General features: G+C 57.8%; 15 protein-coding genes and 1 pseudogene. 6 read left to right on the top strand and 10 right to left on the bottom strand.

Going from position 1 to position 15,825, the window contains the following annotated elements:
• A pseudogene (locus EDC28_RS20375) lies at positions 1-106 on the bottom strand (IS630 family transposase); the annotation flags it as partial.
• A 130-nt stretch (positions 107-236) separates the two neighbouring features.
• Between EDC28_RS20375 and EDC28_RS20065 the strand changes: the two are divergent.
• Positions 237-746: a hypothetical protein gene (locus EDC28_RS20065; RefSeq protein ID WP_148049884.1), complete on the top strand. Its 510-nt coding sequence runs from the start codon at positions 237-239 to the stop codon at positions 744-746.
• A gap of 97 nt (positions 747-843) precedes the next feature.
• Here EDC28_RS20065 and EDC28_RS19865 read toward each other — a convergent pair whose 3' ends face one another.
• From EDC28_RS19865 to EDC28_RS19855, 3 genes are all read right to left on the bottom strand, one after another.
• Positions 844-1,164 carry a helix-turn-helix domain-containing protein gene (locus EDC28_RS19865; protein WP_123422735.1) on the bottom strand — a complete coding sequence of 107 codons (321 nt, stop codon included), beginning with the start codon at positions 1,162-1,164 and terminating at the stop codon, positions 844-846.
• A 224-nt stretch (positions 1,165-1,388) separates the two neighbouring features.
• The gene (ssb, locus tag EDC28_RS19860) at positions 1,389-2,129 is read right to left on the bottom strand and encodes a single-stranded DNA-binding protein (RefSeq protein ID WP_123422734.1); all 741 of its coding nucleotides are present in this window, start codon (positions 2,127-2,129) and stop codon (positions 1,389-1,391) included.
• A 12-nt stretch (positions 2,130-2,141) separates the two neighbouring features.
• Positions 2,142-3,509, bottom strand: coding sequence for an MFS transporter (locus EDC28_RS19855; RefSeq protein ID WP_123422733.1), 1,368 nt, complete (start codon positions 3,507-3,509; stop codon positions 2,142-2,144).
• Between the two features lie 113 nt (positions 3,510-3,622).
• Between EDC28_RS19855 and uvrA the strand changes: the two genes are divergently transcribed.
• The 3 genes from uvrA (at position 3,623) to EDC28_RS19840 (ending at position 8,134) form a co-directional block, all read left to right on the top strand.
• Positions 3,623-6,439, top strand: coding sequence for an excinuclease ABC subunit UvrA (uvrA, locus tag EDC28_RS19850; RefSeq protein WP_123422732.1), 2,817 nt, complete (start codon positions 3,623-3,625; stop codon positions 6,437-6,439).
• Between the two features lie 96 nt (positions 6,440-6,535).
• Positions 6,536-7,159, top strand: coding sequence for an energy transducer TonB (locus EDC28_RS19845; protein WP_244946621.1), 624 nt, complete (start codon positions 6,536-6,538; stop codon positions 7,157-7,159).
• A gap of 189 nt (positions 7,160-7,348) precedes the next feature.
• Complete coding sequence (locus EDC28_RS19840; RefSeq protein WP_123422731.1) at positions 7,349-8,134, top strand: putative porin; 786 nt, start codon at positions 7,349-7,351, stop codon at positions 8,132-8,134.
• Between the two features lie 44 nt (positions 8,135-8,178).
• Here EDC28_RS19840 and EDC28_RS19835 read toward each other — a convergent pair whose 3' ends face one another.
• From EDC28_RS19835 to EDC28_RS19825, 3 genes are all read right to left on the bottom strand, one after another.
• Entirely contained in the window at positions 8,179-8,970 is a 792-nt protein-coding gene (locus EDC28_RS19835; RefSeq protein ID WP_050659012.1) for a putative porin, read from the bottom strand.
• Positions 8,971-9,152: 182 nt separating this feature from the next.
• Positions 9,153-9,899 carry a putative porin gene (locus tag EDC28_RS19830; protein ID WP_050659011.1) on the bottom strand — a complete coding sequence of 249 codons (747 nt, stop codon included), beginning with the start codon at positions 9,897-9,899 and terminating at the stop codon, positions 9,153-9,155.
• A gap of 72 nt (positions 9,900-9,971) precedes the next feature.
• Positions 9,972-10,358: an acyl-CoA thioesterase gene (locus EDC28_RS19825; protein ID WP_123422730.1), complete on the bottom strand. Its 387-nt coding sequence runs from the start codon at positions 10,356-10,358 to the stop codon at positions 9,972-9,974.
• Between the two features lie 125 nt (positions 10,359-10,483).
• On the opposite strand from EDC28_RS19825, the gene EDC28_RS19820 reads away from it, so the two are divergent.
• Positions 10,484-12,292: a cation:proton antiporter gene (locus EDC28_RS19820; protein WP_050659009.1), complete on the top strand. Its 1,809-nt coding sequence runs from the start codon at positions 10,484-10,486 to the stop codon at positions 12,290-12,292.
• A 23-nt stretch (positions 12,293-12,315) separates the two neighbouring features.
• Here EDC28_RS19820 and yjeH read toward each other — a convergent pair whose 3' ends face one another.
• Positions 12,316-13,584, bottom strand: coding sequence for an L-methionine/branched-chain amino acid transporter (gene yjeH, locus EDC28_RS19815; RefSeq protein ID WP_050659008.1), 1,269 nt, complete (start codon positions 13,582-13,584; stop codon positions 12,316-12,318).
• Positions 13,585-13,736: 152 nt separating this feature from the next.
• Here yjeH and EDC28_RS19810 point away from each other — a divergent pair, with 152 nt between their 5' ends.
• On the top strand, positions 13,737-14,153 hold the full coding sequence (locus EDC28_RS19810; RefSeq protein ID WP_050659007.1) for an Lrp/AsnC family transcriptional regulator: 417 nt from the start codon (positions 13,737-13,739) through the stop codon (positions 14,151-14,153).
• 25 nt (positions 14,154-14,178) lie between these two features.
• On the opposite strand, the gene EDC28_RS19805 is transcribed toward EDC28_RS19810, so the two are convergent.
• Complete coding sequence (locus EDC28_RS19805; protein ID WP_123422729.1) at positions 14,179-15,441, bottom strand: YidR family protein; 1,263 nt, start codon at positions 15,439-15,441, stop codon at positions 14,179-14,181.
• A gap of 32 nt (positions 15,442-15,473) precedes the next feature.
• Positions 15,474-15,825 (bottom strand): hypothetical protein (locus EDC28_RS20225; protein WP_211355757.1); only part of this gene is annotated, 352 nt, incomplete at its 5' end.

Genomic DNA, 15,825 nt, shown 5'->3' with positions numbered 1-15,825 from the left:
CCAACAAGAGAATGGCGTTGAGCCTGCGGCAGAGGGCCTTGTCTAAGGTGCGATGGAGACGCGAGGTCAGTTCACGTCGTTCGGTGGCGTTGAGTAGTGGTAGCATGGCGAGAACCCGGTGTCCGGCGGTAGGTGTTTGTTTGGCGACAGATCTGATCGCACAAACGGACCCGGGTTCCCTTCCTTGAGTGATCTACTATTCGGAACAGTTATTTAGGAATTAGGAAAGATTGATTATGAGTCTTACTTTAGGTGTGGGAATAAAAAGTGCTGATATTTCAAATATTGAAGATTTGAAATATCATTTAACTAATACAGTTGCGGAGTTTGGATACGGTGTTACTTTCGGTGTGAGTACTGCAGTAGAGCATGTTAGACCGGGACTGCAGGGGCTTGTTGATGCTTGGTCTCTTGCATTGGTTGCTGTTATTCATGCGCCAAATAATGAGTTAGCTGAAGCAAGCGAAATTAGTATTAATTTGATTGAAGGCGGCGACAGAGAAAAGGCATTAAGTTTCTTTTCTTCAGTCTGCTTGTCCTTGAGTAAAAAAATCAAATCTTTTTCAGTATTCTTTGCTGTTGAGGATTGGACGGAAGACATGAGAATTAGAATCCAGTCTGGGTCGATTGATGAATTTATGAGGTGTGTATCCAGGCCAAGTGGATGGTGGGAAGAATATTATTCCCCTAAATCGAATGTAATTAACTGCGATGATAGTCATCCGTTTGTCTTTTCGGTCAATTAATTTTAAGCCCGCATTCGCGGGCTTTTATTTATTCGCTATTTATTCCCCTTAGCCGCAGCCTCTCGTTGCAATGACTGCTTGGCCTGATGCTTTAGTATCAAGCCTTCCCTCCCTGAGCCAGCAGCTTGTACTCTTCATCAAATTGGCAAATAGCCTCAAATTGAAGCCTTAGCCGCTCATCCCGCTCTTCTTCACCAAAAATCAGTTCATCCGCTCTTACCTCTAAAGTGGTGGCGAGCTTACGGATAATATCCAGTGTTGGCTGGGTGCTGCCATTTTCGTAGCACTGAATCTGGGTGATATATACATCGACCTGTTCAGCCAAAGCTTTTTGTGGTTGTTTGCGTTCTTTACGCAGTTTGACCAAACGTTCCGGAAAATCCATAGCGATCGATAAGAAGCTGTTGAAAACAGCCATATTAAACCGTCCTGTAAAAAAGCTGTTTTCAACATGGCGTATATGAAGGTAATGACCGGTTACAGATCACATCTCAGATTCAGTGTGCTCGGCAACGTACCTTTGAAAACCCTTCATACATACAGATTGGATACCGATCTAGGTGAAGATACTCCCTCCGGTAGAGGGAACTCCAGGCATAAAAAAGCCCGCTGATGCGGGCTTTTTTAACGATAAGACGTTCCTCAGAACGGGATATCGTCGTCAAAATCCATGGAGGGCTCGTCGCTGCCGTAGCCGCCTTGTTGGGGCTTGGGTGCGTTGTAGTTGCCCTGCTGGGGGCGGTTACCGGCGAAGTTGCCTTGGTTGCCGCCTTGCTGGCCGCCCTGAGCGCCGCCGCCAAAACCACCTTGGTTGCCTTGAGGAGCGCTGCCTTGGGCACCGCCACCAAAGCCACCTTGGTTAGCTGGCAGGGCTGCGGGGCGGGGCTGGAAGCCACCCTGATTGCCTTGGGGGGCAGCGCCTTGCGCTCCACCACCAAAGCCACCTTGAGCACCACCGCCCTGTTGAGCACCACCCGCAAAGCCGCCTTGGCCTTGTTGCGCGCCGCCGCCAAAGCCGCCGCCCTGACCGCCCTGGCCACTGCCACGGCTGTCGAGCATCTGCATTTCGCTAACGATAATCTCGGTGGTGTAACGGTCCTGACCGTCCTGGCCGGCCCACTTGCGGGTTTGCAGGCGGCCTTCCATGTAGACCTTGGAACCTTTGCGCAGGTATTCACCGGCGATCTCGGCCAGGCGGCCGTAGATCACCATGCGGTGCCATTCGGTCAGCTCTTTTTGCTCACCGGTTTGCTTGTCTTTCCAGCTTTCGCTGGTTGCCACGGTAAAGTTGGCAACGGCATTGCCGTTGGGCATGTAACGTACTTCCGGGTCACCACCCAGGTTGCCGACAATAATGACTTTGTTAATGCCTCGACTGGCCATCTTCGCTCCTGACTAACCGGCCTTGGCCAGCAGTGCTCTGGCCTCGGCTAATTCAAATTCTTGCGTGTTTACTTTTAGGTAAATGGCAGACTCTTCTGCCATTACATTGACTTCCAGCACCCCTGGCAGGGCCGACAGGCCGTCGGCCACCTGCTTCTCGCGACCACGCAGGGAATCTGCGCTGAGGCTGACCGATTTCAGGTTGCTGGGATGGCGCATACCCCGGCTCATCCATAACCACAGCAGCACCAGAGCGGCGGCCATGATCAGCACGCCTTGTTTATCCGCATACTGTGCCATGGCACCGGCCAGGCTGCCACCAAAAAAGGCGCCAAGGAACTGACTTGAGGAGTAGATCCCCATTGCGCTGCCTTTGTCCCCGGCCGGGGCAATGCGGGCAATCAGTGCCGGCAGCGTGGCCTCCAGGAAATTAAAGGCGATGAAAAACAACATCAAGGCGGCGATAAGGCCCCACAGCCAGTGCTTGAGGAACCAGGCCGCAGCCAGGGCACCGAGCATGATCACCAGCGCCACTTGCACCATCTGCCGCGACAGGTGTTTTTTCTCGGCGATGATGATCATCGGCACCATGCCGAAGAAGGCAATCACCACGATGGGGAAATAGAGCTCCCAGTGGCGGTCAGACGGCAAGCCGGCCTGCACCAGCATCGACGGCATCACCACGAAGATGGAGGTGAGCAAAAAGTGCAGCAGGAAGATGCCCAGATCCAGGCGAATAAGCTGGGGGTCTTTGAGCATCTTGCCGAGCCGTTTGGGGGCCGGCATGGTATCGCCTTTGGGCGCCTGGCTGACCACCTTGGGCACCGCCAGTTGCACCACCGCAATCCCCACCAGCGCCAGCACGGCGGTGAGCCAGAACAGCCCCGACAAGCCCCAATGGGAGGCCAGTATCGGCCCGGCCACCATGGCAATGGCAAAGGAGGTGCCGATAGACACCCCGATAATGGCCATCACCTTGGGGCGCTGCTCGTCACGGCTTAAGTCGGCAGCCAGGGCCAGCACTGCCGAGGCAATGGCGCCAGCCCCCTGCATGGCCCGGCCCAGTACCACGCCCCATACGGTGTGGGCCGAGGCGGCCACCGCCGAACCGGCGGAAAACATCAACAAACCCAGAATAATGATCTTACGGCGGCCGAACCTGTCCGAGGCCATACCCATGGGGATTTGCAGCACGGCCTGGGTCAGGCCGTAGGCACCGATGGCGATGCCCACCCACAGCGGCGAATAGCCTTCTAAATGCTGACCGTAAAGGGCGAAGACCGGCAGGATCATGAATAGCCCCAGCATGCGCAGGGAAAAGACCGAGGCCAGTGAGAATGCAGCACGGAGCTCCGTGCTCGTCAGACCTGATTTCGACATAATCAAAACTTGGCGCAAGAGAAGAAGGCCGCATGATAGCACAGCCATTGGGCTAATCGGGCGGCTGTGCGATACTTGTCCGCTTGTTGTCGAAATGGTTGAAGCAGGACGTTATGGACAAGATTTCGGTTCGCGGCGCACGTACCCACAACCTGAAAAATATCAGCCTGGATATCCCCAGGGACAAGCTTATCGTGATCACCGGCCTGTCGGGCTCGGGTAAGTCCTCACTGGCCTTTGACACCTTGTATGCCGAGGGTCAGCGCCGTTATGTCGAGTCCCTATCCGCCTATGCCCGGCAGTTTTTGTCCTTGATGGAAAAGCCCGATGTGGACCACATCGAAGGCTTGTCGCCGGCCATTTCCATCGAGCAAAAGTCTACGTCCCACAACCCCCGTTCCACCGTCGGCACCATCACCGAGATCCACGACTATCTGCGCCTGCTGTTTGCCCGGGTCGGTGAGCCGCGCTGCCCTACCCACAACGTGGCCCTGGCCGCCCAGACCGTCAGCCAGATGGTGGACCGGGTGATGGCCGAGCCCCAGGACAGCAAGCTGATGCTGCTGGCCCCGGTGGTAAAAGATCGCAAAGGCGAGCACGTTAAGCTGCTGAGTAACCTGGCCGCCCAGGGGTATATCCGCGCCGTGATTGACGGCGAAGTCTGTGATTTGTCCGACCCGCCAACCCTGGAGCTGCAAAAGAAGCACAGCATCGAGGTGGTGGTAGACCGCTTCAAGGTGCGTGACGACCTCCAGCAGCGCCTGGCCGAGAGCTTTGAAACCGCCCTCGCCCTCACTGGCGGCAGCGCCCGAGTGGTGAGCATGGACGACGACAGCGTCGACTTGGTGTTCTCTGCCAACTTCGCCTGCCCCCACTGCGGCTATTCCATGGCCGAGCTGGAGCCACGGCTGTTTTCCTTCAACAACCCAGCCGGCGCCTGCCCCACCTGCGACGGCTTGGGGGTGCAGCAGTTTTTTGACGAGAACAAAGTCATCGTCAACGGCGAGATCTCCCTGGCTGGCGGCGCCATTCGCGGCTGGGATAAGCGCAACTTCTATTACTATCAGATGCTCAAGTCCCTGGCCGAGCAGTTCGACTTTGCCCTGGACCAACCCTTCGATACCCTGGCCAAAAAGGCCCAGGATCTGGTGCTGTACGGCTCCGGCAACAAGGAAGTGGCGTTCAAATACGTTAACGACCGCGGCGATATCGTTACCCGCAAGCACGCCTTTGAAGGGGTGATCCCCAACATGGAGCGGCGCTACCGGGAGACTGACTCCAACACCGTGCGCGAAGAGCTGGCCAAGTACCTGGCCAACCAGCCCTGCCCCAGTTGTAAGGGCACCCGCCTGCGCACCGAGGCCCGCCATGTGTTTGTAGCCGACCACAACCTGCCGGCGGTGGCAGAATTTAGCATTGGCGATTGCCTGGGCTTTTTTGAAGGCCTGAGCCTCGAAGGCCAGCGCGCGCAAATCGCCGAGAAGATCCTCAAGGAAATCCGCGACCGCCTGCACTTTTTGGTCAACGTTGGCCTTAACTACCTCAGCTTGTCCCGTAGCGCCGATACCCTCTCCGGCGGCGAAGCCCAGCGTATCCGCCTGGCCTCACAAATCGGCGCCGGCTTGGTGGGGGTAATGTACGTGCTGGACGAACCCTCCATCGGTCTGCACCAGCGCGACAACGAGCGGCTGCTCAACACCCTGGTGCACCTGCGTGACCTGGGTAATACCGTGCTGGTGGTGGAACACGACGAAGACGCCATCCGCGCCGCCGATTACGTTATCGACATCGGCCCTGGCGCCGGCGTACACGGCGGTGAAGTGATTGCCGCCGGTACCCCGGCCGAAGTGGCAGGCAACCCTGCTTCCCTGACCGGCCAGTACTTGAGTGGCGAGAAGAAAATCGCCGTGCCCAGCAGCCGCCACTCGGCCGAGAACGGCCATATCGAGCTTAAGGGCGCCAGCGGCAACAACCTCAACAATGTGGACCTACAGATCCCCCTTGGCCTCTTTACCTGCGTGACCGGTGTCTCCGGCTCCGGCAAGTCCACCCTGGTCAACGACACCCTGTTCCGCCTGGCCCATCGCCAGCTCAACAAGGCCGAAGGGGAAGAACCGGCGCCTTACAAAGAGATCATCGGCCTGGACTTGTGCGACAAAGTGGTGGATATCGACCAAAGCCCCATCGGCCGTACCCCGCGTTCCAACCCGGCTACCTACACCGGTATCTTCACCCCGGTGCGCGAGCTATTTGCCGGCACCCAAGAGTCTCGGGCCCGTGGCTACCAGCCCGGCCGCTTCAGCTTTAACGTCAAAGGGGGCCGCTGCGAGGCCTGCCAGGGCGACGGGGTGATCAAGGTAGAGATGCACTTTCTGCCAGACGTGTACGTGCCGTGCGATGTCTGTAAGGGCAAGCGCTACAACCGCGAAACCCTGGAAGTGACCTACAAAGGCAAGAACATCAACCAGGTGCTGGAGATGACCATCGAAGAGGCCCGCGATTTCTTCGACCCCATCCCGGCGGTGGCCCGCAAGCTGCAAACCCTGATGGATGTGGGCCTGTCTTATATTCGCCTGGGCCAAAGCGCCACCACCTTGTCAGGCGGTGAGGCGCAGCGGGTGAAACTGGCCAGGGAGCTGTCCAAACGCGACACCGGCAAGACCCTTTACATCCTGGACGAGCCCACCACCGGCCTGCACTTTGCCGACATCCAACTGCTGCTGGACGTACTGCATCGCCTGCGCGACCACGGCAACACCATCGTGGTGATCGAGCACAACCTGGATGTGATCAAAACCGCAGATTGGATAGTGGATCTCGGCCCCGAGGGCGGCAGCGGCGGCGGCCGCATTCTCACCGCCGGCACCCCGGAAACCGTGGCCCAGCACCCCACCAGCCACACTGCCAGGTTCCTCAAACCCATGTTGTAAGCCAAGGGCGCCAGCGGCGCCCTTTGTTTTATCTGCTTGACAGCTATGGAAAAACGCGCTCAGTTGAAAGTGATTCTCAACAGCACCGGAGGCGTTATGACGAGATATCTGTCGGCAACCGTATTGGCGGTCCTGGCCACCTTGGCCTGTCTGTACTTCATGACCCGCCTGATAAACCAGCCCAAAGCGCCACCGGCCGCGCCGCCCCTGGCCAGAGTTGAACCGGCCGCCGCCGTGCCGCCTCCCAAGCCGCCCAAACAACCGGAAGAGACCAAACCCCAGCCCCGTACCGCCATGACCATGCCCGGCGTTGAAAGCCTGGCGCCCACCGCACCGACAGCGGTAACCGCTGTAATGAAAGGCCAGCCCAGCGCCATCAACCCCACCGTGGGCCCGATGACGCTAAAAATGGAGCAGCCTCCCTTTACCGCCGGCAATGACGGCGTGGCCACCCCGCTGGTGCGAATGGACCCCCGCTACCCCGCTGATGCTGCCCGGGACGGCAAGGAAGGCTGGGTGAAGCTGCGCTTTACCATCAACACCGCCGGCCTGGTGGACGATATTCAAGTGATTGACGCCAGCCCCAAACGCATCTTCAACCGCGCCGCCATCGATGCCCTGCGCAAATGGCGTTACCAGCCACAGATGCGAGACGGTAAGCCCGAGGATCTACATAACCAGGAAGTGGTGCTGGATTTTAAATTAAACCAACCCGCTTGATTAAAAAACGGAGCCTCGGCTCCGTTTTTTAAATCGCCTTTTTAAAATCAACACCGACACAAATAGAAACACCATTTATCAATTACGCAACCCGCTTTCTTATTTTTTCCCTTTTACCCTGGCTAATTAATGGACAGGCTATGCTACTTTTCCGGCTTTGAAAGTCTGTTTCCCTGCCGGAAAAATCAAATGCAAAAATCACGCATTGTTAACGCCCTGCTATTTAGCCTTATTTCCCTTCCCGCGCTGGCCGACAATTACAGTACCGAGCTGAATATTGGCCGCAGTGAATATAACGGCCAATCAGACGACAACAGCTGGCAACTGGCCCTGACCCGTTACCTGAGCCCGGTCAGTACCGACAATGGCCCTTATGGGGTTAACGCTTTTTTGAGCCACAGCGGTTACTTCAAACTCAGCGGCAGCCAGAGCGACCAGCTCGACCGTTATAACATCAGCGCCCGCACCATCAACAGCGACGACTGGCTGATGGGCGCCGGTGCCAGCGACGACAATCCCCAAGGCGACAGCCGTTCCCACAGCTATTACCTGGAAGCCGGCCGCTACCTGGACGACGCCACCCTGGCCACCTTTTATTACCATCGCCTGGAAGGTGGCCCGGTCAATGCCGACACCTTTGGCGCCACCCTTTCCCGCTATCTTGGCAGCAGCGAAAGCGGGCTTTGGACCCAAGCCGACATCAGCCGCATCAACGGCTCACAGGGGCTGGACGCTTTTGTGGTCGCGGGGCATTCGCAGCTGTTTTTAGCCAAGAACTGGTCGGTGGGCGCGGGGCTAACCTATGTGCACAGCGACAACCAGCAAATGGTGCGCCTGATAAAGGGGGTGCAGAAAACCCGCTACGAAGTGAGCAGTCGCTACTGGTTTGCGCCCCAGGCCAGCGTGGGCCTTACCATGAGCATGGAAGAAGGCGACGGCGCCGCCTGGCAGCTGGACCTGGGTTATCGGCTATAAAAAAAGCCGCCTGACGGCGGCTTTTTTTACGAAACGCGGACCACTTAGAAGCGGTAGGCGGCCTTAACAGCCCAGCCCATGCCGTCTTCGCCGCTGGTTTTGTTCACGCCCACGGACACGTTGGCACGGGGGTTAAACCAGTAGCTGGTGTTGGCGTAGTAGGTGGTGTCGTTGGTACCGTTAATCAGGTAGGCAACGGCATCGTCTTTGGTGTTGATGTAATCAACAGCCAGGCCGGTGGACCACTGCTTGCTGTAGAAGTAGTCGGCACCGACAGAAGCGGAGAAGACGTCAGCAGCCCGGTCAACATTGGTGTTGTTGATGTCGGCTTTGAGCAGCAGGCCGGTGTCACCCACCAGCGGGTTGTAGCTCTTGATGCGGGCACCCCAGGTGTCGGCATCAAAGGGAGACCAGTCCAGGCGGTTGTAGTAACCGGTCAGCAGGGTACCGTCGTTCAGGTAGCCACCGGCCTCGATACCGTAGCTGTCGGCATCTTTGAAGTGGTCGAAATCGAAGTTTTCGTAGTGGGCACCCAGTACCAGGTCGCCGGAAGTGACCAGGCGGCCGCCGATGCTGTAGGTGTCCAGGTTGTGATTAAAACCCATACCGGCTTGCAGGTAGCTGGAGTGGCTCAAAAAGCCGTTCAGCTCGTACGGGCCGTTATCGGTGCTGACAGGGTTGAGATAAACCTTGGCGCCCAGACTGGTGACATCGGCGTCGTGACTGTCGGTATGGTCGGCATAACCGGCAGAAACTTCGGTTTGATAAGTATCAGCAAAGCTGGGAGCAGCTAAAATAGCAGCAGAAAGAGTCAGTGGGAAAAGTACGTATTTCATGCTTCATACTCCTGATAAATGATAAAGCAGCGACGCCAACATAATCCCATCTTAATAATCTCTCAGCTGTGACCGCATTTCAGTTTAAGCAGCGGTCATAAATCACCATCGCGTTAACAATATTTAATGAAAGAAAAACAAAAAAGGCGCCCAACGGACGCCCTTGTCTTAAAAAGAACCAATTAAAAACGCAGGGTTCCTTGAATACCCCAGGCATAACCTTTTACGTCTTCCTGGTCGGCATAAGTGACCTTGACGTTGGCCTGGCTGTTAAACCAGTAAGAGGTGTTGAGGCCCCAGCCGTAATCTTCAGAACCGTCGTTCCAGTTCACATCGGCACCGACAGACCACTGGCGGCTGATGAAGTAATCACCACCCACGGCGTAAGTCCAAACGTCGTCGCCGTAGTCAGGATCGGTGTTGTCGATGCTGGCAGACAACAGCAGGCCTTCGCTGCCGCTAACCGGCACCAGGTGCTCAAGGGTCAGGCCATAGCTGTCGGCATCGTCGCTGTTGGCGTAGTTAAAGCGCAGCAAGGTGCCTTTGGCCAGGTATTTACCAATGCCCAAACCCCAGACGTCGTCGCTGGAAGCATGGTCGGGGTCGATACGGCTGTAGTTGGCTTCAATAACCCAGTCGCTTTGGGTGACAAAACGGCCACCCAGGCCATAGGCATCAACGTAATCGTTGTTGGCGTAGGCAGCCTCAACCCAGGAGGCGTGATTGAGAAAGGGGATCAGATCGTAGGCGTACTGCTCATTGCTTTGGCTGTTCAGGTAGTAGCGGTAGCCCAGATCCCAGGTATCGGCGTTGTCACTGTCGGTGTGGTCGCTGTAACCGGCGTTGACTTCATGCTGGAAGCTGTCTGCGGCAAAGGTAGGGGCGCTAATGGCGGCCAGAATGGCCAAAGATACAACTGCTTTTTTCACGTAGAACTCCGTTTCGCTAAATCAAAAGCGCCGGCATCCTAGCGGCGCTTGCCATTAACGAAAAGAGCATATTCACATATGCTGTTCTAGGTTACACCTGATGCTGTCTGGCAATGCCACCGATTGCTTGGCCTTGTGGTCAAAATGCACCAGGGTGGTTTCGCCCTCCACGCACAGCTTGTCGCCCTGGTAAGCCTGTTGCAGCAGGCGAAAAGAGCTGTTGCCGATATAGCTGACCCGGGTACGAATAGTGACCTCGGTGCCGTAGAACAGTTCCCCTTTGAACTGGATCTGGTAGCCAGCAATGATGAGATGCCAGTTTTTCACATCCAGATCCGGGGTAAAAAAGCGAAATACCGGCTCCCTAGCCTGTTCAAACCAGACAGCGGGAACCGAGTTGTTGATGTGCCCCAGGGCATCGGTTTCTTGGAAGCGGGGCATCAGGGTCATTTCAAACATGGTGTGATCCTTAACAAATAACGGCCACAGAATAAGCTGACATCCGCCTTTGATGCCATTTTGCCTTTACCCTGCCAGCCGCTGTGGCTAGGATTTCCCCGACCATCCCCCAAAGAGCCTGACGCATGACGGACCTCGCACTGGCACTCTCTCTTATTGCCGCCATCTCCCTGGCTGCCCAATGGCTGGCCTGGCGCCTCAAGCTGCCAGCCATCCTGTTTCTGTTGGCTGCAGGGCTATTGCTGGGCCCGGGCACCCACACCCTGAGCCCGGACTTGCTGCTGGGAGAAACTCTGTTCCCGCTGGTGTCCATTTCGGTGGCGATCATCCTTTTTGAAGGGGCTTTGACCCTGCGCTTTCATGAAATTCGTGGCCTGGTGAAGGTGGTGCGCAACTTAGTGACCATCGGCATGCTGATCACCTTTGCGGTGCTGGCCTTTGCCTGCCATTGGCTGCTGGGGGTGTCGCTGCAGGTATCCTTGCTGTTTGGCGCGGTGATGGTGGTAACCGGCCCCACTGTGGTGGCGCCGCTGCTGCGTACCATCAGGCCCCGCGCCGAGCTGGACCGAGTGCTGCGCTGGGAAGGCATCATCATCGACCCTCTGGGCGCCATTTTCGCGGTATTGATGTTCGAGCTGGTGATCATCCAAACCAGCCAGCAGGCCGCGGCCCTGCACAGCTTGTGGATCTTAGGTAAAACCATTTTGCTGGGCGGCGCCCTTGGCCTGGGCGCCGGGGTGGCTACCGCCACCGCCCTCAAAAAAGGCTGGCTGCCGCTTTATCTTCGCAAGATTGGGGTGCTGGCCGTCGTGCTGCTGGCCTATGCCCTGTCGGAGCAGCTGCAACATGAATCTGGCCTGTTGACGGTCACCGTGATGGGGATGTTCCTAGCCAACAAGAGCGACCTGGATATCGACGACATCATGGAGTTCAAGGAAGATCTCTCGGTCATTCTCATCTCCGCCCTTTTCATCCTGCTGGCGGCCAGGGTCAACATCGGTAACTTGGTGGATCTCGGCCTGCCGCTGGTGGCGCTATTGCTGGTGGTGCAATTGGTGGCCCGGCCACTCTGCGTATTGGCCTCGGCCTGGACCAAAAAGCTCAACTGGCGTGACCGGCTGTTTTTATCCTGGATAGCACCGCGCGGTATTGTGGCGGCGGCGGTCAGCTCGCTGTTTGCCCTGCGCTTAGAGCAAGCCGGCGTTGCCGATGCCGACAAGCTGGTGTCCCTGTCTTTTGCGGTGATCATCGCCACCGTGGTGCTGCAAAGCCTCACCGCCGGCCCGGTGGCCAAACTGCTAGGGGTGGTGCGTGAAGCACCGCGCGGGGTGCTGATCATCGGCGCCAACAGCCTGGCCCGCGCCGTGGCTCAAGCCTTGAAAAAGGTGGATATCCAGGTGCTGTTGGCCGACCCGGTTTGGGAGAACTACCGCCTGGCCCGTATGGAGGGGCTGGACGTTTACTACGGCAACCCCCAGTCGGAACAAGCCGAAGCGGTGCTGGATTTCTCCTCCATCCGCCAGGTCTATGCCCTGTCGCCAAACCGCCACCAGAATGCCAACGCGATCACCCATTTTGCCTACCTATTCGGCGACAAAAAGGTCTTTTCCATAAGATCTTCCCAAGGTAAAGGCTTTGCCAACCAGGAGAGCGCCACCTTCAGGGCACGGCAGATCTTGTTCTCGGAAGACTGCACCTTTGCCAAGCTCAATAGTCTGTTGATGCAGGGCTGGCAGGTGAAAAGCACCAAACTCAAGGAGGCCTTCGACTGGGAGGCCTACAAGGAGCGGCAAAAAGAGGCGCTGCCACTCTATATCATTGATAAAAAGGGCTTTTTAAGCCCCATCATCAACGGCGACCAAAAGCCCGAGGTGGACGAGGTCATCATCGCCCTGCTGCCGCCACAGGAAAAAGAAAACCAAAACGCCGCTTGATAAAGGCCCCGCTGGGGCCTTTTTTACAGGCTTTTGGCAGGGCGCGGCCTTTGCTGGCGGGCCAGCAACCGGCTTAACACCAGAAACAGCGCCAACATCCCCAGGCCATACCCCATGTCCTGGCCCAACACTGAAAGCGTCAGCAGGCACAACAGGGTGCTGATACCGGCCAGCCAGCGCCAGGGGCCGTGCAGCAACTTCCAGCCAGCGGCCATGCTCAGCAGATACACCAGTACAAAATTGCCGTTGGCATAGCGGATAAGAGCGCTGATGGAGAGCCCCTGCCACCAGGCCAGCACCGCGCAGGCCGCGCAAATCAGCACCACCAGCGTCAAGGCCCGCCCCGGCACGCCATGGCGGTTTCGCCCGGCCAAAGCGGCAGGCAGTTTGCCTTCGTCGGCCAGGCTCCACAGCAAGCGGGCAAAGCCCTGCACATAGATGTTGATGGAGGCAAAGCAGGCCAGGTAACCAATCAATGCGGCCAGCCACTTGGCATTGTCACCCCACAGCCCAGCAATCATCTGCGGCATGGAGGCGCCGTTGGCCTGGGGGCTGCCAAAGGCGCCAAAGCTGAGCACCGCCACCGAGCAGGCCCAATACACCAAACCGGCCAGCAAGGTGCCTATCAGCAGCGCAAGGGGGAAGTCCCGGTCAGGCGACTTAAACTCCTCCCCCACATGGGCAAAGGCCTCGATGCCCACAAAGCACCAGAACATCACCGCCAGGGCCGCCGGAATACTGCCCCAGGCTACCCCCTGGGTCGGCAGCAGCGGCATGCTGGCAAGCGGCAGATCCCCAAACCACCACAGCGACGCAACTGTGGCGACGATCACCACCGCAATGGCAGTTTGCACCGTGCCAGAGGCCTTGGCCGGGCGCTGCCCGAGCAGCCACATCAGCCCCAGGGTGGCCAGTTGGATAACCAGGATGGCACCGCTGCTCAGCGCAAACAGCGCATGCCAAAAGCCGGTAGCGATATTGAGCGCCGCCGGCAGCCCCACCGGCATCACCGACAAAAACAAAAAGGCCGTGCCCTGCTCCAGGCGCGGGCCAAAGGCCCGGCCAATCAAATGAGGCGCCCCGCCGGCATGGGGAAAGCGCTTGCCCAGTTGAGCAAAGGTAAAGGCGATGGGTAGCACCAGCACAATCAAAATCAGCCAGGCCCACAGGGATGCCGCGCCGGCGGTGGTGGCGGCAACCGCCGGAATAATGAAAATACCGGTGCCCAGCAGTGAGGTGGTCAGCAACCCCACGCCCTGCAGCAGGCTCAGATCCTTGTTCAATCGACTCATGACAGATACATCAGCAAAGAGGAAAATCCTGCTGCTATAGTAGTGGGCTCGTTAACGGAAGTGGCCTGCCTAAACGCCGGTAATGGCCGCCATATTGCCGGGATCCACCGGCACAATGCCGCCCCGGTTTGCAGCTCAGGCAAAGGACAACAGTGGATAAATTCGACCAACGCATCCTGGCGCTGCTGCGTAAAAACGCCCGGCTATCGGTTACCGCCATCGCCCGGGAAGTCAACCTGTCACGCAGCGCCGTCAGTGACCGTATCCGCCAACTGGAAACCAGCGGCGTTATCACCGGTTACCACGCTCAAGTAGCCTCACCTCAAAAACCGGTCAAAGCCTTTTTGGAACTCTTCTACGGCGAGAGCCGCTGCGAGGAGTTTGCCGAGCAAATGCGCGCCTTTCCCGAGATAAAACGCTGCAGCGGCATCAGCGGCGAGACCGACATGCTGGTCTATATCGAAGCGGATAGCATGGAGCGCCTTATTGAGATCCGCGCCGCCATCGAGCAATACCCGAAGATGCAACGGGTAAAAACCCATATGGTGATGAAGGAGTGGGCGTTTTAACGGCTGCCTGCTAAGCACCCACCCATTAATGGGGCAGCGCTGCACTCACGCAAAAGAGCTGGCGCCAGCCTGCCACCTCACGCATGTAAGCAATGCGCGCTCCATCAGGTGACCACACCACCGCCTCAGCGCAAGGTGGCTGCTCGCAAGGCTGCGTCAACGGCGTGCATTGGCCACTGGCCAGTTCACAGCGCACCACGCGGTTATCGCAGACAAAAGCGATAGCACCGCCTTGAGGGTGCCAGCTAAAAGTCGATTGAATGGAGCTACCAAGGGTAGTGATTTGCCTGGGCGCCCCGCCATTGGGCGAAACGGCCCAAAGCTGCACTATGCCTTCGGCGTCAGCCAGCAAAAAAGCAATGGCGCTGCCATCTGGGGCGGCCCGCAGCCAATGGCGAGGTTGTAAGGCTAGCCCCTGAGTATGGGTAACACGGCGCTGCATAACCCCAGCCGGCGGGGCAGGCAGCGTGCTTGCAGTGCCCTCAAGGGGAGCCGCACCTGCTTTAGCGTAATCTGCCAGGGCGTCAGGCAAATCCACCACAAACACTTCCGGTACTTTCTCACCCCTGGCAGAACGGGTATCGCCAATAAAGGCAATGGCCCAGCGTTGCCGGCTGCCATCGGCTTTAAGGTAGCCCTCGTCACCAATCCAGCACTCTTCATAAGCCCGGTCGATTTGGTCACTACCAGGGAGCGGGTCGCGCCGGGTTTGGCTCACCAGCACGCAGTAATAACTGCCGTCATATTCACGGGGGTGGTGTTTGGGCGGGCACACCGGCTGCAAGGGCACCGCCACCCCGACGTTACGTAGATCATCGCGCGGGTCCCTTTCATGCATCACATGGTCGTTATAGGTAAAGCTCAGCCGCGAACCGTCCGGGCTAAACACATGGACATGGGAGCCGCCACGCAAGGCACCGGGGGTATAAGGAGCGGTAATGTCACACGCATCGAGGTTGATGACGCCGCCCTGCTGCACAATCACGCCGCGGCGATGGTGAAAGTCGTAATGCCAATGGGGGTCGGGATGCTCAGGGCCATGGATAAACACATAACGTGGCGGCAAGTCGGGACTGACCGTCACCACCCCCACATGAGCGCCATCTGTTGCCTGATACAACACTTCTACCGCGCCAGTCTCCACGTTGACTCGCTCTATGCTCAGGCCAGTAAAAGAGGCGCCGGAAGGACGCACATCAAAAGCCAGCCACTGGCTGTCGGCCGCCCAGACATTGATGTTGGTCAGTTGGTGGTGACGCGCTGCAAAGGTGAGCTGTTTTTCTGACATGGGCAACCTTTCGCCAAGGAACGACAGCGGCATCAATAGGTAAAACCGCGAAGACAAATGCAGCAGCAGTTTACGGGTTCAGCCACAAACAAGACACCCCAGCCAACTGCGCCGAGATGCATTGGCACGCTGCTGCCAGCAAGGTAGGAGTCCCGAGAGGGGACGGCTTTCATAGCAATGCAAGAGGCGAGAGCAAAGAGCCAGCGCCACTTTTGAAGCCTGGCGGTGGCCAGGGCCGCGCAGAGCGCGACCGGCTTTGCGCTCTGCTCTAGCATCGCTATCAAAACACCATCACCTGGCGACAAGCGCGTCGGGAACCGGCGCTTGGACGTGCGCAGCACGGTCCCGCAGGGACGACGCACAAGGACGTGCGTTGCCATGCCA

It is taken from the genome of Gallaecimonas pentaromativorans (genome assembly GCF_003751625.1).
In the GTDB taxonomy this organism is placed as follows: Bacteria; Pseudomonadota; Gammaproteobacteria; order Enterobacterales; family Gallaecimonadaceae; genus Gallaecimonas; species Gallaecimonas pentaromativorans.
This window is presented reverse-complemented; position numbering and strand designations above follow the sequence as displayed.